Source organism: Verrucomicrobiota bacterium (assembly GCA_039027815.1).
Taxonomy (GTDB): Bacteria; Verrucomicrobiota; Verrucomicrobiia; order Verrucomicrobiales; family JBCCJK01; genus JBCCJK01.
Window position 1 is genome coordinate 22,546 of record JBCCJK010000003.1, and the last position, 17,862, is coordinate 40,407.

14 protein-coding genes are annotated in these 17,862 nt (G+C 61.0%); 3 read left to right on the forward strand and 11 right to left on the reverse strand.

The window, feature by feature from the left end; all coding sequences use genetic code 11:
- Positions 1–37: 37 nt before the first annotated feature.
- Genes AAF555_01875 through uraH form a run of 9 tightly spaced genes read right to left on the reverse strand, consistent with a single transcriptional unit; the run spans position 38 to position 11,913 of the window.
- Positions 38–907 (reverse strand): nitrilase-related carbon-nitrogen hydrolase, encoded by an 870-nt coding sequence (locus AAF555_01875; GenBank protein ID MEM6910306.1) that lies wholly within the window; start codon positions 905–907, stop codon positions 38–40.
- 53 nt (positions 908–960) lie between these two features.
- Entirely contained in the window at positions 961–2,319 is a 1,359-nt protein-coding gene (locus AAF555_01880) for an aspartate aminotransferase family protein (GenBank protein ID MEM6910307.1), read from the reverse strand.
- A 13-nt stretch (positions 2,320–2,332) separates the two neighbouring features.
- Complete coding sequence (locus AAF555_01885; GenBank protein ID MEM6910308.1) at positions 2,333–3,424, reverse strand: LOG family protein; 1,092 nt, start codon at positions 3,422–3,424, stop codon at positions 2,333–2,335.
- Positions 3,387–7,106, reverse strand: a complete 3,720-nt coding sequence (gene xdhB / locus AAF555_01890) for a xanthine dehydrogenase molybdopterin binding subunit (protein MEM6910309.1) — start codon at positions 7,104–7,106, stop codon at positions 3,387–3,389. Before xdhB ends, AAF555_01885 begins: the two co-directional genes overlap by 38 nt.
- Positions 7,103–8,332, reverse strand: a complete 1,230-nt coding sequence (locus AAF555_01895) for a M20 family metallo-hydrolase (protein ID MEM6910310.1) — start codon at positions 8,330–8,332, stop codon at positions 7,103–7,105. Before AAF555_01895 ends, xdhB begins: the two co-directional genes overlap by 4 nt.
- Complete coding sequence (gene allE, locus AAF555_01900; GenBank protein MEM6910311.1) at positions 8,329–9,081, reverse strand: (S)-ureidoglycine aminohydrolase; 753 nt, start codon at positions 9,079–9,081, stop codon at positions 8,329–8,331. Before allE ends, AAF555_01895 begins: the two co-directional genes overlap by 4 nt.
- Before the next feature lie 2 nt (positions 9,082–9,083).
- The gene (gene allB / locus AAF555_01905; GenBank protein ID MEM6910312.1) at positions 9,084–10,358 is read right to left on the reverse strand and encodes an allantoinase AllB; all 1,275 of its coding nucleotides are present in this window, start codon (positions 10,356–10,358) and stop codon (positions 9,084–9,086) included.
- A complete protein-coding gene (locus AAF555_01910) occupies positions 10,358–11,587 on the reverse strand; it encodes a M20 family metallo-hydrolase (GenBank protein ID MEM6910313.1) in 1,230 nt (409 codons plus the stop codon). The genes allB and AAF555_01910 overlap by 1 nt, the downstream gene beginning before the upstream one ends.
- Positions 11,584–11,913 carry a hydroxyisourate hydrolase gene (gene uraH / locus AAF555_01915; protein ID MEM6910314.1) on the reverse strand — a complete coding sequence of 110 codons (330 nt, stop codon included), beginning with the start codon at positions 11,911–11,913 and terminating at the stop codon, positions 11,584–11,586. Before uraH ends, AAF555_01910 begins: the two co-directional genes overlap by 4 nt.
- 80 nt (positions 11,914–11,993) lie before the next feature.
- Here uraH and AAF555_01920 point away from each other — a divergent pair, with 80 nt between their 5' ends.
- The gene (locus AAF555_01920; protein MEM6910315.1) at positions 11,994–13,118 is read left to right on the forward strand and encodes an adenosine deaminase; all 1,125 of its coding nucleotides are present in this window, start codon (positions 11,994–11,996) and stop codon (positions 13,116–13,118) included.
- Positions 13,119–13,167: 49 nt separating this feature from the next.
- Here the strand turns inward: AAF555_01920 and AAF555_01925 are convergent, their stop codons facing one another.
- Positions 13,168–14,601 (reverse strand): guanine deaminase, encoded by a 1,434-nt coding sequence (locus AAF555_01925; protein MEM6910316.1) that lies wholly within the window; start codon positions 14,599–14,601, stop codon positions 13,168–13,170.
- Complete coding sequence (locus AAF555_01930) at positions 14,585–14,812, reverse strand: hypothetical protein (protein MEM6910317.1); 228 nt, start codon at positions 14,810–14,812, stop codon at positions 14,585–14,587. Before AAF555_01930 ends, AAF555_01925 begins: the two co-directional genes overlap by 17 nt.
- A 16-nt stretch (positions 14,813–14,828) precedes the next feature.
- Between AAF555_01930 and AAF555_01935 the strand changes: the two genes are divergently transcribed.
- Positions 14,829–15,005, forward strand: coding sequence for a four helix bundle protein (locus tag AAF555_01935; GenBank protein MEM6910318.1), 177 nt, complete (start codon positions 14,829–14,831; stop codon positions 15,003–15,005).
- Positions 15,006–15,317: 312 nt separating this feature from the next.
- A complete protein-coding gene (locus tag AAF555_01940) occupies positions 15,318–17,855 on the forward strand; it encodes a DEAD/DEAH box helicase family protein (protein MEM6910319.1) in 2,538 nt (845 codons plus the stop codon).
- Positions 17,856–17,862: the final 7 nt, after the last annotated feature.

A 17,862-nucleotide genomic window follows, 5' to 3' on the forward strand; every position in this document is an offset into this window, starting at 1 on the left:
TCCCCTCCATTCTAACAGTGAATTCCGGAGGTTGGTATTACGGCGCCACAATGGCTCCATACATATCCGGGCGTCGATCGCGGTAAAACTGCCACGTATCGCGCACCTCTTGAATGAGCCCGAAGTCAAGCTCCGCCACCAGGAGTTCATCCTGATCGCGCGAGGCCTCGGCCACAAACTGGCCCCGCGGATCACAGAAGTAACTCTGCCCATAGAACTCTCCAATCTCCCAAGGGCTTTCCACCCCGACCCGATTGATGGCCCCCACAAAATACTGATTGGCCACCGCATGCGCCGGTTGCTCAATCTTCCATAAATACTCGCTCAGCCCCGCCACGGTGGCCGAAGGATTGAAAATGATCTCCGCTCCATTCAGCCCGAGACAGCGGGCTCCGTCCGGAAAATGGCGGTCATAGCAGATGTAAATCCCCACCTTGCCAATGGCCGTCTCCCAGACGGGATAGCCGAGGTTGCCCGGACGGAAATAAAACTTCTCCCAAAAGCCTGGATGACAGTGGGGAATGTGGGTCTTGCGGTATTTCCCGAGGTAGGTGCCATCCGCATCGATCAAGGCGGCGGTGTTGTAGTAGACCCCAATGCCCTCGACCTCGTAGACGGGAATAACCAAAACCATTCCCAACCGCTTGGCCGTCTCACACATCAGCTGGATGGTCGGCCCATCCGGCACCGGCTCGGTGATGTCATACCAGCGGGTTTCCTGTTCGGCGCAGAAATAGGGGCCATAGAACAGCTCTTGGAGACAGAGAACCTGCACCCCTTGGGCGGCCGCTTCCTCGATCAGCTTCATGTGCTTTTCGACCATGGCTTGCCGGATGACTTGGGGATCTTCTCCCCCCGGGTGCGTGCTGGAGGCCTGGATGAGCCCGCCTTTGATGATTCGTGACATAGTGGGTTGGCTGTAAGTGTTCTTTCTAATTGAATTCGACCAAGGGGCACGGGTCAGTCGAGCAACTCGACGAGGGCCGTTTCAAAGACGGCCAGCAGAAAATCGGCGTCCGCTTCACTCAGACACATGGGCGGCTTGATCCGAATGACCGAACCGAAGAGCCCCCCCTTGCCGACGAGCAAACCCAGCTCCTTGCAGCGTTCGAAGAAGCGCGCGCAGAATTCGGTTCCCGGCTTGCCATCGACCACAAACTCCACCCCCAGAATCAAGCCACTCCCGCGCACGCTCGCCAAGACCGGAAATCTCTTTTGGAGCGCTTGCAGTCCCGCCAAGAGCCGGTCTCCGATGCGTTGGCAGAGCGCCATGGTGTTGTCCCGCAGCATGACCTCCAGGGTGGCCTTTCCTTGGGCCATGGCGAGCGGATCCCCGCCGAAAGTGTTGAAGTGAATGCGGGAGGCCATCTTTTGAGAGACTTCTTCGGTGGTGACCACGGCGGCCAACGGAAAGCCATTTCCGATGGACTTGGCCATGACCACGATGTCCGGCAGAACCTTATAGTTTTGGAAGCCCCAGAAATGGCGCCCGGTCCGACCAAAGCCACTCTGCACTTCATCCGCGATGCAGAGTCCGCCCGCCGCCCGCACATGCGCATAGGCATGCTGGAGATAGTCTGAGGGGTAGGTGACTGCGCCTCCCACGCCTTGGATCGGTTCAGCGATGAAAGCCGCCACGTTCCCACTGGTGCCAAATTGAATCAGCTCTTGCAGCTCGGCCGCATAGCGCTCGCCCGCATCGGGTTCCTCATAAGGGATCTCCCCCCACAAGGGATGGGGAGCCCGGGCGTGTTGGAATCCTGGCAAGGGGGGCACCGGGTATTTCCAGGTGTGATGGCTGGTCAGGGCCATGCCGACCGCGTTGCCTCCGTGGTAGCAATTGCGCAGGGAAATGACTTCATGCTGCCCGGTGTGAAGCCGGGCCATGAGGACGGCCAGGTCATTGGCTTCCGACCCCGAGTTCACGAAGTAGACTCGCTTGAGGGGATCGGGAAAGGTCGAGGCCAAGAGTTCCGCAAACTCCACCACGCCGGGGTGCAAGTAACAGGTGGGGATGTGTTGAGCTAGCCCGCTTTGGGTCGCCAAGGCCGCATTCACATGGGGATGGCAGTGCCCGACGCTCACGGTGCAGATGCCGCCAAAGCAGTCCAAGTAGCGCCGCCCCGTCTCATCCCAAACATACTGCATCTTGCCTTCCACTATCATGAGAGGCTCGGCATAGAGAAGAAAGATGCCTTGGTTGAGAACCTGCTTGCGGCGCTCCATCAACTCGGCCTTGGAAGGACCGGCGTAGGGCACGGGCTGGTGCTTACAAGGCGGGAGAGAGGGGCGAGGGGGAGGGGCAGTCGAGACGCTCATGGTGGGGAAACCTTCAGATTTGGGGGGCGAGCGAGAGACGATCTACTCGCTCGGGGATGGCTTGGTTCAGTTCATCGAGAAGAAGAGAAAGCTCCGTGCTCACCACCGGAGGATGCTCGGGGCAGAGATCCTGCAAAAGCCGGACCAGCGGGTCCCAAAAACCGCCACCCTCGGGCAGGGCCCGATTGAAAATGAAAATCGGTTTGTCCTTCATGAGGAGATCTCCGTGCGATTTGAAAATCAAAAGAGCCAGGAGTTCTTGGACCGTGCCCGCGCCACCGGGCAAAATGACGAAGGCATCCGACTGGGCGATCATGACCTCCATCCGAGTGTAGATGTCATCGCGCAGCCAAAAACTAGAGAGCCCTTCCGGCAAGCCTTCCAGTTCAATGATGTGAGGGACATTCGATCCAGCGGCCCAGCCTCCCGCGGCCACACTTCCTTCCACCACCGCGCCCATGATGCCGGAGCTGCCCGCTCCCGAGATGCAGCCAAAGCCATTCTCTGCCAGGAGCCTCCCTAGCTCTCGCCCATCATCCAGGTAGGTGGGCTCTTCCAGGGTGGCCGAACAAAAGACGCAAACGCTGCCTTTGAAGGCGTCCGGGATGGGGGTGTCAAAAGAACGGGCTTTGATCGGCCTCTCCAAAGGTTCCCGTCCGGCATCGGGCGGGGTGCGCGCGCGACCGTAGGCCACCTGCTCGAGAGCAGCCTGCGCGGAGTCGGCCAAAAGGAGGAACTCCTCCGGCTTTTGGCGGACGGTTCCCATGGCGCCCAAATGATGGAGCACGCCCAAGAGGTCATTCCAGGAATCGTCTTCGTTCAAAAGCACGGTCGGCTTGCCCGCGAGATGTTGGTCGAGCGTTTGGTAACCCACAAAGATGGAAATCGCCTTGAACATGTCTTCGATGCCCGGCTTGGGCGTGAAGAGGAAAGCGTCGGATTCGATAATCTTCTTCTCAATGTTGCTGAGCGTGATGAGTTGGTCGCCATTGGAATTGTAAATGTCCCAGCCGCCCTTGAAGAGCAGATACAGAAGTTCGGCGCGAACGCCGCGGGCTGGGTCATTGTCACCGAGAATGGTTCCGGACAATCGGATGGTAGGCATGGTCAGTTGGTTTGGGTGAAAGCTTGCTCGGGCGGAGGGAGCCGATGGCCCGCTTGATGACCTCGGGGGTGAGGGGCGATGGCAACTGTTCGGTCTCCGCGCCAAAGGCGGCCAGGGCGTCCCGCAGCGCTTCGCGCACAGACAGGGCCAACATGAAGGGCGGCTCGCCGACCGCCTTGCTCCCATGAATAGTGCGGTCTTGGGTCGCGTCTTGCAAGAGGCTGACCCGAAAGTCGAGCGGCGCATCGCTGAAGGCGGGAATGGCGTAGGTGCTCGCGCTGTGGGAGAGGAGGCGACCCCCAGGATCCCAGGCCAGCTCCTCCGAGGTCAGCCAGCCGGCCCCCTGGACAAAGCCTCCTTCAATTTGCCCGCGGTCGATCGAGGAACTCAAGGAGTCACCCACATCATGCAAAATGTCCACGCGGCGGAGGTGTTGCATGCCGGTGAACCCATCGATCTCCACCTCACTCACGGCCGCTCCAAAGGCATAATAGTGAAAGGGTTTTCCCTTCCCGACGGACCAATCCCATTCCAAGTCAGGCGTGGCGTAAAATCCCGCCGCCGAGAGTTGGATGCGCTCGGTGTAGGCCAAGCCCACCAGCTCTTCGAAGGGCATGGCCGCTTTCCCGCTCCAGACCCTTCCCTGCGCAAATCGGATCGACGCCTCCTCCCCGCCCAAGCGTTCCGCGGCCAAGGGGGTCAAGCGCGCTTTGAGTTGGGCGCAAGCGTCGGCTACCGCCATGCCGTTCAAATCGGAGCCCGAGCTGGCGGCGGTCGCCGAAGTGTTCGGCACCTTGTCCGTGCGGGTGTGCATCAGCCGCACGCGCTCGGCCGGCAGACCCAGCTCTCGCATCGTCACTTGCAGGATTTTGGTATGGAGCCCCTGTCCCATCTCAGTGCCTCCGTGGTTCACTTGGACGGAGCCATCCGCGTAGAGCAGGACCAAGGCTCCCGCTTGGTTGTAGTGCTTGAGGGTGAAGCTGATCCCAAACTTGACCGGGGTGATGGCCAAGCCACGCTTGCGATAGGGATTTTCGGTATTCCAGGCGGCCAAGCGCTGGCGGCGCTGCTGCCACTGAGCGCTTTCTAGGAGTTCGCGCCAGATGCGATGGAGACGATTGCCAGCCACCTCTTCGCCATAGTGCGTGGTGTTGCTGGCCCCGCTCCCGCGGTAGAAATTGCGAGCCCGCACCTTCTCGGGAGGCAGCTTCAAATGGGTGGCCACTCTCGCCACGATGTCCTCAATCACCAACATGCCCTGCGGGCCGCCAAAACCTCGGAAGGCCGTGTGGGAGGTGACGTTCGTTTTGCAGACTCTCCCGGTGAAGCGGACATGGGGGATGTAGTAGGCATTGTCGAGATGGAAGAGCCCGCGGTCATTGACTGGGAGGGACAAATCGAGCGACCAACCACCGTCCGAAAAAAGCTCGATTTTGGCGGCGCAGAGCTGCCCCGTCGCGTCAAACCCCACCCGGTAGCGAGCGAAGAAAGGATGGCGCTTGCCCGTGGACTCCATATCGAGATCGCGGTCGAGCTGCACACTCACCTTGCGACCGGTGGCCAAGGCTCCCAAAGCGGCCATCGCGGCCCACGGATTCCCTTGCGTCTCCTTACCGCCAAAGCCGCCTCCCATTCGAGGGGACTCCACCACGATGTCGTGCCGCCGCTTGCCGAGCACCTCAGCCACGATTGTTTGGATCTCGCTGGGATGCTGGGACGAGCTCTGCACCCAGAGCCCCCCCTGGTCATCCGGCCTAGCCGAGGCCGCCTGGGTCTCGAGATAAAAGTGATCCTGTCCGCCCAGGGTGACCGTGCCTTCGAGGACCTTCGGCGCGCGAGCCAGCGCCTCTTCCACGTCTCCTCTTTCGAGGACATGGGGATCGGTGTGAAAGGAGTGGGCGGCCAGGGCCGCTTCGATCCCCAGCACCGGTTCGCCTTCCTTGCACTCCACCCCCACTTGCTCGGCGGCCAAACGAGCCAACTCGGGCGACTCCGCCACCACCGCCGCCACGATCTGCCCATGGAACTCGATATCCCTCTCCGCGAAGAGCGGCTCGTCATGGCGCGCCGGGCCCGTGTTATTGAGCCCCGGCACATCGGCAGCGCTCAAGATCGCTCGCACCCCGGTCATTTCCTGGGCGGCTTGGGTCTCCAATCGACGAAGCGTCCCGCGAGCGACCGGTGCCCGCACCGGATGAAGAAAGAGCGTGCCCCCTCCCTTGAGCGAGGCATCTTCCACGTAGAGCGCCTTTCCGGTCACGTGACCCCGGGCCGACTCGTGCGAGGACACCTCCGCTGGCGGACCTTCGAAAGAAGACTCACAAGGCACCTCAATCCGATCCCTCTCCCCAGCCACGAACTTGCAAAGGAGTTCTTGCAAAAGCGTGCAGCGAAACTCGGCTGAAGCTCGCAGATCATCCAGCGGGCTGAATTCCTGCCCCAGGATCTCCAGCACCTCGCCACTGGCCGCGTCCTCGAAGGGCCGTCCCAGGAGCGCCGCCTCCGTCTGGTAAGCCCGGGCGGGCGTGGCGGCCACTCCCCCAAAGGCCAGCCTGGCCTCCGTCACGAGGCCGCCTTCATCGGTCGCCATGCGAATGGCAGCCGAGACCGCTGAAATGTCCATTTCCCGTCGCTTGGAGACCTTGTAGAATTCCAAGCGATCCCGAGCCACCCTCGGGAAAGTCACCGAGAGCAAAAGCTCATCCGGCGTCAGCTCCGTCTTGCGGTAGCCGAGGAAAAAGTCCGCTAGCGGCAGGCTTCGTTCGCCTCTCACCGAAACCAACGTCACCACCGCGTCCAAGGCCAAAAGCACCGGCGCGGAATCACCAATGGGGGAAGCCGTCACTAGATTCCCGCCGAGAGTGGCCCGATGGCGGATTTGACGCGAGGCGAAGCGACGCAACATCGCCCGCAACGCCGGGAGCTCCTCCCCCAGCTCGCTCTCCAAATCGGTCAGCGGCAGCCCGGCCCCTACCGTCCAATGGGTCTGGCTTTTTTGGATGCGAGCCAGTTCCGGGATGTCCTCCAAGGAAATCAAGCCAGCTGGGCGATCATGGCGCTTGTTGATGAGCACCGCCAGCTCGGTCGCCCCCGCGATGAACGGGAACTCGGGATGCTCCGCCTTAAGCGCGAGCACTTCCGAAAGACTGCCCGGTCGGTGGTAGCCGGGGAGCGATTGCGAAGGCCCCGACTCAGCGGCCGCTAGCTCCGTCGAAGCGCTCGCCGCCATGGCCTCGCGAATGGGTCGGTAGCCGGTGCAGCGACAGAGATTTCCGCAAAGCTGATCCGCCACCGCGCCCGGATCCTTCTGGATCCCTCGAGCGGCCGCTTCCGCCATGGAACAGACAAAGCCGGGGGTGCAATAGCCACACTGCGAGCCATTTTGCTCGACCATCGCCTCCTGCACCGGGTGGAGTCGCCCATCTGGCGTCTCCAAACCTTCCGCCGTCACAATCTCCCGCCCCACCAAAGACCCCACCAAAGCCAAACACCCATTGATGGCCCGGGGCGGTCCGCTTTTTTCCAAAAGCAGCAGAGTGCACGCTCCACAATCGCCCTCGTTGCAACCCACCTTGCTGCCGGTCCGACCACTCTGCCGCAGGAAATCGAGAATCGATTGATGCACCGGAGCCTCCGCCACCGCCACCCGCTCGCCATTGATGATGACGAAAGGATCACTCATCGGGCCACCTCCTTGAGCGTTGCGGCCAGGACCTCCACGCCCTTCCCGATGGCTTCCGGACTGGCATACTCATCCGGCCGATGAGAATAGCCCCGGTAGCACGGGAGGAAAATCATAGCCGTCGGGCAAAGCTGGGCCATGAAAAGCGAATCGTGATAAGCCCGACTGATCATGCTGCGACTGGAAAAGCCAAGTCGCTCCGCAGATCCTCGAATGCCTGCCACCAACCCCGAATCGCACAGCGCCGGTGGATCGGCGTTGATTTCCTGCCAAGTCCATCCCACCCCACGGCGATCACAAAGAGCGGACGCTTCCTCTTGAATCCGAGCCAAGGCGGTGTCGCGCGCCGCCACGTCCGTATCGCGAAAATCGATCTCCAAAAGAACCTCGCATGGGATCGAATTGATGGCTCCTGGGCGCACTTGGACCACTCCCGTGGTTCCCACCGTGTCGGGCGAAGCAGATTCCAAGGCCGCCCGCTCCACCGCCAAGGCCACCTCCGCCGCCGCTAGGAAAGCGTCTCGCCGCTCCGGCATCAGCACCGCCCCAGCATGCCCTCCTGAGCCCTCAAACCTCACACGAAAAGCAGCCGGCGCGGCGATTTTCTCGACCGCCCCCAAGTCGAGCCCCTCCTCCTCCAGAAGAGGCCCTTGCTCGATGTGCAGCTCGAGAAACGCCTCGTAGGTTCCTTTCTCCAAGGCCACCTCCGCAAGACTTCCGGCATAGTGCCCAGCCCGCAGCTCCTCCAAAGACCGCCCCTCTTCATCCCGCAAGCCAGCCGCTTGAGAAGCCGAAAGCGTCCCGGCCAGCATGCGCGAACCGAGACAGCCAATCCCAAAGCGCGTTGGCTCCTCCGCCGTGAAAAGAATCAACTCCATGGCCCGGCGCGGCTGGAATCCACTCTCCTGCAAGAGACGGATCGCCTCCAAGCCTCCGAGAACGCCGACCACTCCGTCATACTTCCCGGCGTTGGGAATGGCATCGATGTGCGAGCCGGTCGCGACCGCTTTCAAGCTGGGATCGCTGCCTTCCCAACGGAAAAAAAGATTGCCCACCGCATCGCTCCGCACCCTCAAGCCCGCTTCCTGCGCCCGCGCCACTAACCAATCACGTGCAGCCAAATCCTCTGGAGAAAAAAGCACCCGCGTAACCGCGGGAGCGGGATGCGATGAGAACTGGGCCAGCTCGTCGATCTCGCGATGGAGGCGCTCGCAAGTCGCTATCATGGCATCCGATGCACGTCTTTGTAATAAAGATAAGAAGCCGGAGCCTCCCCCATGGCGACGAACCACTGTGGGCAATACGGCGCCATCCAAATGGCATCGCCCGCTTGCACCGGATAGTAACTCTCCTCCAAACGATAGACCCCCTGCCCCGAAAGCATCAGCAGCCCATGCTCCATAATGTGGGTCTCCACGAAAGGGAGGGTGGCCCCTGGGCGGTAAGTGAACAGGTTCATTGCCAAATCGAAGCGGGGATCGACGGGCAGGAGAGTCTGCAAGCGCGCTCCCTCATTCCCCAGAAAAGGTTCGTCGGGAACCTCATCCGCCGAACCCGTGAGCAGCGGAGGGGGTGCCAATTCCGGATGGGGCTGAAAGACCTTTCGGAAAACCGTCAAGCGGGTCCCCGCCACTCCCTCCAGCGAAAGTTCCTGCCCCGCGGGGACAAAGCCAAAGCCGCCCGAGGAGAGCGCCCGTTCGTCCCCCGCCGAAAGCAAGCGGCAGCTCCCCGCTTCCAGGTAAAAAACATGCTCGTGTTCATCCGCCGAAAACACCGCCCGCCCCTCCTCCTGAAACACCACCAGCAGCTGGGAAAGCCGCGCCCCCATCGCCGGCGAAAGCAAGACATAGGCCGTGCACCCTTCCCAGCCGGGGAAAGCCGAAGGCACATGGCCGTCGGGGGCCAGGAGCGCATGCCGCGCGCCCACCACCGTGCGCGTGCGACCAAACAGCGGGACGGATGACTCAGTGGACATGGCTAGCGGGGAGAAGGTCGTAAAAATCTTCCCCGGGTCGACTCCGAAACCCGCTCTCCTCGGAGAAAGGTCTCACAAATCCGATGGCGCGAAACCCGTCCTCGATAGGGCGAGTGGGGATGTCGAGTGAGCGAATGGGAAGCGGAAATCTCGCGTGGCTCCTCCCGAACCAAACTGAAATCGGCCTCCCTCCCCGGGACCAAGGCCCCTTTGCCCGAGAAACGAAATCGCTGGGCCACCTTCTCTGCCAAAAGCTCTGGCCTCGCCAAGCCCTCATCCATCAGCAGAGGGAGCCCGTCCTGAATCCCTGCAATGCCTCCCCAGCAGGCAAAGACATCCTCGTCTTTTTTCAAATCGGGCGAAGAAGGGGAATGATCTGAACCCAAGGTATCGACCTCCCCCTCTCGCACTCGCTTGCGAAGCGCCTCGACCGTTCCTTTGGGACGCAGCGGCGGAGCGCACTTGGCCAGCGTGCCGATGGCCACCGCTTCCTCTGCATCCAAAAGCAGGTAATGAGGGCAAGTCTCCGCCGTGACATCGACGCCCGCTCTCTTGGCCTCTGTAATGGCATCGATTCCCTCAGGCGAGGAGACATGGACGATGTGCAGGGCACAGCCCGTCTCCCCCGCCAAATCGAGGGCGATCCGGATGGCCTCCACCTCCGCTTCGATCGGGCGCCAAGCCAGCCACGCCTTCATATCCGAACCCACGGGACGCTCCTTTGGTTCCAGCTCCGCGTGGACAGCCACCGGCAGGCAGCGTTCGGCGGCGATGCCCATACCTTGTTTGAGAGTGGGAGGATCGGAAGCAGAAAACTCAGCCAGACCAGAAGGACACATAAACGCTTTCAAGCCGGCGGCGCCACAATCCGCCATGGCTTCAATGTGAATAAGTGAAGCAGGTACGAGGCCACCCCACAATCCGAAGTCGAGACAGGACTTGGCCTCGGCCAGGCGACGCTTCTCCTGAAAGGCTTCGGCATCCAGGACCGGTGGGCTGGAATTGAGCGGCATGTCGATGAAAGCGGTCCCGCCGCCCGCCGCCAAAGCTCGCGAGCCGCTCGCGATTCCCTCCCACTCCGTCCGACCTGGCTCGTTGAAATGGACATGGGCATCGATCCATCCCGGCCAGATCATGGCATCCATCGCCTCAATTTCCCGTGCGCCCGAAGCTTGGATCTCCTCACCCCGCTCTTGAATGACGCCTTCGGAAATCGCCAGGGCCAGCGGCCAGCCCTCTGGCGAACGGCTGCGGACAATCAATTCGTAATCACTCATCAGGCCAACCCTAGTAAAAACTCTCGTAACACCATGATTCCCACCTCCACATCCTCGGGAGTGGCATATTCATCCGGGTGGTGAGAAAGACCTTCCCGGCAGCGCACAAAGAGCATGGCCACCGGCATCCTGGCCGAGAGCGCCACCGCATCATGCCCCGCCCCACTCATCATGGAAAACGGACGCCCCGTCGTCGAGCCGACCGCCTCCATCATCTTCTCGCGCAGCCTCCCGTCACAGGGAACCGCCGCTGACTCCTGCACCACCTCCCACTCCAGCTCCAATCCCCGACCCTCCGCCACCTCTCGAAAAAGCCGCTCCAGCTCCCCCCGCAAGCGCTCCCGGACAGCGTCGACCGCATGACGCAGATCGACCGTCAAACGCGCCCTCTGCGGAATGGTGTTGGAAACATCCGGATGCAACTTCAGCTTCCCCACCGTCACGACCGCCCCCTCCTCCGCTCTCGCCAACTCTTCGGCCGCCAGGACGCAGGCCGCCGCCCCGCCCAACGCATCTCGCCGCAGCCCCATAGGCGTGGTCCCAGCGTGATCGGCTCGCCCATGCAGGGTCACCGCCAAGCGCGACTGCCCCGCAATGGAAGACACACTCGCCACCGCCAAGCCCTCCTCCTGCAAGACGCGCCCCTGCTCGATGTGCACCTCCACATAGCCAAGCGTTTCTCCTGAGCGATAGCGCATCTCGCGAGCCCCCTCATGCCAGCCCTCCGCGCGCAAAACCGAGGCCAAGGACTCTCCCGCCTCATCCCTCCGTGAAAGGGTCCCGGCATCCAAGGGCCCCAAGAGCGAGCGCGATCCCAAATAAGTCGTGTGAAAGCGGGAACCCTCCTCATCGGAAAAAGCCAGCACATGCATCGGAAAGGGCAACGCCCTCCCCTCCTGCCGAAGCGCCTCCACCGCCGCCAAAGCCACCACAATCCCGAGCGCCCCATCGAAGCGCCCGGCATCCACCACCGTATCCAGATGCGAGCCCAAAAGCAGGGGAGCCGCCCCGGGAGCCGTCCCCGCCAGCATCCCACGCATCGTTCCATCCACCGCATGCTCCACCTCCATCCCCAGTTCCGCCATCCACTCGCCCACCAAACGGGCCGCCCGCAGATTGGCAGGCGAAAGAAACGAGCGGGTAAGAAACTCCGGATGATCGGAAATTCTCCCTAACTCCTCCAAGCGAGCCACCGCGCGCTCCACCGGCTCTGAAGACAGCGCCCTCAACTCCCGCGATACGTGCTGTAAGACCAAGGCGTGCAAACCAAAGGCACATGATAACTCTGGCCTGCCTCCACCCGAAACTCCACCGGCACCCGATCCAGAAAAGGCGAAGCCACCCCCCGAGCGCGAAAATAATCTCCGACGTGAAAGACCAGCCGGCAAGCCCCTGAAACCATCGCCTCTCCCGCAAGGAGCGGCTCCTCACAACGGCCATCCGCATTCGTCGTCACCTCCACCAAAAGCCTATCCTCTCGAAAGAGTTGCACCTGCACCCCCGCTGCCGGAAGCCCGCTCGCCGTATCGAGCACATGGGTCGTGAGTTTTGGAATCATCGGAACGCTTTTTGCAACATGGAAGAGAAGGGTGTCTCCGAACGAACGTCCGAAGCCATCCCTATCCTATCACAAGCATGAACCGGGCACACTCGCTCAAAGGACTGACTGGCCAAGCCCTCTCCCAAGCACTCGACTTCCGAGCCCTCCCCAAAGTTCTCCTCCACGAGCACCTCGATGGCGGCTTGCGCCCGGCCACCGTCATCGAGCTGGCCCGGGAAAATGGCTACCACGGACTACCGACCCAAGACCCCGAAGACCTCGCCACCTGGTTCCATCGCGGAGCCAAACGCGGGAACTTGCCGGAATACCTCGAAGGCTTCGCTCACACCATCGCCGTCATGCAGACGGCCGAAGCGCTCGAGCGCGTTGCTTACGAATTCCTGGAAGACATGGCCGCTGATGGAGTTTTTTACGCTGAAATCCGATTTGCTCCCGTCTTCCACACCGAGGCCGGCCTCACCCAAGACGAAGTCGTGGCCGCCGTGGTGGCGGGGCTCACCCGCGGCGGCCAGGCCTTCGGAGTGGAATGGGGCGTAATCATCTGTGCCATGCGCAATCGGCGCGACTCGCTGGAAGCGGCCCAACTCGCCATCTCGTGGCGGGGCCGAGGCGTGGTGGGATTCGACCTCGCTGGCGAAGAAGCCGGCTACCCCCCGAAAGACCACCTCGAAGCCTTCCAAACCATCCACCGGGCCAACTTCAACATCACCCTCCACGCCGGGGAAGCCTTCGGCAAAGAATCCATCTGGCAGGCCCTCCAGTGGTGCGGGGCCCATCGACTCGGGCACGGCACGCGCCTCGTGGAAGACTTCATCGAAGAAGAACCGGAAGTCCTCCGCCCCGGCAGCCTCGCTCGCTACGTCCTCGATCACCGCATCCCCCTGGAAATGTGCCTCTCGAGCAATGTCGACACCGGAGCCTGCCCCAGCTTGGCCACCCACCCCTTCCCCCTCTTTCTAAAAAGCGGCTTCCGCGTCTCGCTCAACACCGACGACCGCCTCATGAGCGATACCGAACTCTCCCGAGAATACCGCCTCGCCACCGAAACCTTTGACCTCTCCTGGAGCGACCTCGAAAAAATCACCCTCAACGCCATGAAAAGCGCCTTCGCCCCCCACGCCCAACGCGTCGACCTCATCAGCCGCATCATCCTCCCCGCCTACGCCGACCACCACCCCAGCCCTCGCCACACAGGCTGATCACCGGCAGCCAAAGGCCCGAACCCTCACTCACCCGCAACCCAAACCCTCACCGCACCCGCCGCGCCCGCACCCAGCTCGCCACCGTGGCCGAAGGATGCCCGCGGTAAACACAAGCCGTCACAATCTGCTCTGCCGAAATCTCAGGAACGGAATACCGCCCGCCGAGCGGAAAAACCCGGTTCAAATCCAGCAAAAGCAGATCCGCCTCCTTACCCGCCTCCAGCAGCCCGATTTGCCCCTCCTTCCCCAGCACCGCCGCACCCCCGGCCGTCGCGAAATAAAAGGCCTCGGCTGGCGTCAACTCCGCCACCCCCGCCTCTTGAAAGGCCCGCGCCTTCTGCATCTCAATGGCCGAACGCATCACCTGCCAAAGATTCAGCTCCGGCCCACCCGCCACATCACTCCCGAGACTCACCGGAATCCCCGCCGCCCGCAACGCCCCGAGCGGGAAAAGACCTGAATTGAGAAAGAAATTGGAAGTCGGGCAATGGGTCACCCGCGCTCCCCGGGCCGCCAAAAGCGCGATCTCCTCGGGCGAAAGATGCAGGCAATGCCCCAGCAAAGTCTTGGGCGAGAGCAGACCCGCCTGCTCATAAACCGCCGCATAGGAAGCCGCCTCGGGGAAGCGAGCCCGCACCGCCTCGATCTCGCCCTCGTTCTCGGACAAATGCGTCTGGACATAGGTCCCAAACTCCCGCGCCAACGCCCCTGCCTCCCGCATCAGCTCCCGGGAACAAGTCACCGCGAAGCGAGGCGACACCGCGAACTCCAGCAAGCCCCCCGCCGCCCCATGCCATCTCTCGATCAACTCACGACACTGCGCCAGCGAAAGCGCCCGCGCCTGCCAAGGATCCGCGTCCCCATACGACCCCTCATCCATCATCACCTTGCCAATGATGGCCCGCAGTCCCTTCTCCTCCGCCACCTCAAAAGCCAACTCCGTCGTCTCCGCCCAAATCGCCGAATACAGCACCACCGTCGTACTGCCATTGGCAAGCACCTCCTCAAAAAAATCGCGAACAAACGCCCGCTGCGCCTCCCCGCGAAACTTCGCCTCGAGCGGGAAAACATGATTCTTCAACCAAGGCAGCAGCGAAGACTCCCGCCGCGCCACCGCTGGGTATTGGGGAAGATGAGCGTGGGTATCGATCAACCCCGGCACCAAAAGCCAATCCTCCCCCTCGGGAGCTTGCAAAGTGGGAAGATGCGCAAACTCCCGCACCACCTCCGCCCAAGGCCCGATCGCCGCAATCTGCCCGGAAGCGGGATCCAAAGCCACCCCCCCATCCGCCACATAGCGAAGAACCCCGAAAGAAGGCGCATCCAAAAGCCGAGCCCGAATCAACATCTCGGAGAGAAAGCTCGCAGACCACGAGCCAAGCGAAAGAGAAAGAATCCAGAAGAAAAACCCAGCCTCAGCCAAGGGCAGAGCGAGCGGGGCCATTTCAAAGTGAAGTTCGAGATCAAACCGTGAAATCACGTCCTACGAAGCGCAATTTTCCATCACTCCCGCTCATCTGGCGCTGGTGGAAGAGATCTCGGCTCTGCAAAAAGATTCCCGCACTCGCAACGGACAGGCCTCCACCTCGATCGAGGGCAAGGAAGAGGACACGATTGAAGTGAGAAATCAGAATGATGAAGGAAGAAAACGATCCCAGAGAACGCACCACGCAGTTTGCGTTGCGAATCATCCGACTGTTCGGAAGTATGCCGAAGTCGACCGAAGCTCAGATTCTAGGCAAACAGTTGCTCCGCTCGGGAACATCGGTTGGAGCGAACTATCACGAAGCTCATCGCGGCAGGAGCAAAGCCGAGTTCATTGCGAAATGCGGCGACTCACTGCGGGAACTGGAAGAGCCGAACGGAGTGAGACAGACTGGTTGAACAACCAGGCCGTAGGGGACGCGCGGCGGCGCGGATCAATCAGCGTATTGGCTGGAGCTCCTCTTCGAAGCCGAAACCGTGCCAGCAGCCAAGCTCCAACCGTTACGTGCCGAGTGCGACGAACTCATCGCCCTCTTCGTCACCATCATCAAGAAGGCTCGCAACTCCAATTGAAGACGGGTCCTTCATCCTTCTTCATTCATCATTCTCACTTCTCATTTCCCCTGCCAAGGGCAAAGGGGAGATCCGCCAAAAGCTCGTCGAGAACGACCTCGTCGACTGTCGCGAAAACAAGGTCTACCCTTTCGCAGCATGAGCGCCAAAGAAGCCACCGCCCGCATCAAGATCAACCACCTGCTCGAAGAAGCCGGTTGGCGCTTCTTTGACGATGAAACCGGCGCTGCCAACATCTGCCTCGAACCCAAAGTCAAAGTTACCTCCGCCGTCCTCGACGAACTCGGCGAAGACTTCGAGGAGACCTCCGACGGTTTCATCGACTTTCTCCTTCTGGACTCCAAAGGCTTCCCCTTCATTGTCCTAGAAGCCAAATCCGAGGACAAAAGCCCCCTAGTTGGCAAAGAGCAGGCCCGCAAATACGCCCGCTCCCAGAACTGCCGCTTCGTCATCCTCTCAAATGGCAACCTTCACTACTTCTGGGATCTCGAACGTGGAAACCCCTACGTCATCACCGCCTTCCCGACTCCGACTTCTGTTATCAGCTACTCCAAGACCAAGCCAGACACGAAACGCCTCATTGAAGAAGAGGTTGGCGACGACTATATCGCCCTCACCCAGCGCCCCACCTACGCCTCGGAAGCCGGATGGATCAATGAAGCCGAGCGTTCCCGCTACAAAGAAGCAAATAAGCTTCGCTTCCTCCGCTCCTACCAAAAGAGCGCCATCCACAAGCTCCAAGCCGCCGTCAAAGAAGGGAACGACCGCTTCCTCTTCGAAATAGCCACTGGCACCGGAAAGACCCTGACTTCTGCCGCGGTCATCAAGCTCTTCCTGCGCTCCGGCAATGCCCAGCACGTCCTCTTCCTCGTCGACCGCCTCGAACTTGAAGACCAGGCCAAGAAAGCCTTCACCCTACTTCTCTCCAACGACTACCAGACCGTCGTCTACAAAGAGAACCGCGACGACTGGCGCCGCGCCGAGATCGTCGTCACTACCGTCCAGTCCCTCCTCTTCAACAACAAATACAAGCAGCTCTTCTCGCCCACCGACTTCGACCTCATCATCTCCGATGAAGCGCACCGCTCCATTTCCGGAAATGCCCGCGCCGTCTTCGAATACTTCGTCGGTGCCAAGCTCGGCCTCACCGCCACCCCGCGCGACTACCTCAAGCGCTTCGACAAAGACAAACCCACCACCAAAGACCCCCGCGAGCACGAACGCCGCCTCCTCCTCGACACCTACCGCACCTTCGGCTGTGCCGACAGCCAGCCCACCTACCGCTACTCCCTCCTCGATGGCGTCAAAGACGGCTTCCTCATCAACCCCACCATCGTCGACGCCCGCACCGACATCACCACTGAGCTCCTCTCCGAAGAAGGCTTCGTCGTCGAGTTCACCGATGAAGAAGGCGAAGACCAAAAAGAGTCCTACAAGCAACGCGAATTCGAAAAACGCTTCTTCTCCGACGCCACCAACCAACTCTTCTGCAAGACCTTCCTCGAAAACGCCTTCCGCGACCCCATCAGCGGCGAGATCGGCAAATCCATCGTCTTCGCCGTCAGTCAGGCCCACGCCGCCAAGCTCACCCAGATCCTCAATGTCATGGCGGACAAAATGTTTCCCGGGAAATACCAGTCCGACTTCGCCGTCCAGGTCACCTCACAGATTTCCGACGCCCAGCAGTTCACCATCAACTTCACCAACAACAACCTGCTCGGCTCCGCCAACTTCATCGACACCTACAAGACCAGCAAAGCCCGCGTCTGCGTGACCGTCGGCATGATGACCACCGGCTACGACTGCCCTGACCTCCTAAACCTCGGCCTCTTCCGCCCCATCTTCTCTCCGACCGACTTCATTCAGATCAAAGGACGGGGCACTCGGAAGCACACCTTCCTCGAAGACCTCCACGACGACGAACTCGCGGAAACCGTCAAGGAGCCCAAAAAGACCGCCTTCAAGCTCTTCGACTTCTTCGCCAACTGCGAATACTTCGAAGAAGAGTTCGACTACGACCAAGTCCTCAAACTTCCCAAGCCCAAAGGCAAAGGAGGGGATGACACCGGCGGCGGTGGCACCGTTTACGCGGGCACCTACGAGCACCTCGGTTCCGATATCATTGCTTCCGTTCAGGAAGAGACGATCGGCTATGAAGGCATGAAGATCGACCGCATGTTCTTCGAGAAATTCGAAGACACCGTCAAAGAAAACGACTTCATCGCCGCCAGTGTCGAAGCCGGCGAATGGGACCGTGTCATCGACTACGTCAACAAAGAGGTCTTCGATAAACCCAACGAATATTACAACCTCGACAAGCTTCGCAAAGCCGCCTCTGTCGACCGCCGCCTCACTCTCCGCGAGATCCTCGAAAAAGTCTTCGGCCTCATACCACGCTTCAAATCCAAGGATGAACTCCTCGAAGAAGAGTTTGCCAAATTCGTCGCCGACTACAAACCCGACGAAGCCGAAGCCATCCCTGCCATCAAGACTTACTTCAAGGCCTACGTCACCAGCGATCAGGTGCGCCACATCATCGAGAGCAAGGAACTCACCCAGCTCGCCACCAATCCCACCTTCTCCACCCGCGACCTCAAGGCCGTGCCCGAGAAATACCGCACGCTCATTCCCGAATACATCAAAGACTACGTCTCTCTGAACCAATTTGCCGCTTAGAAAGCCA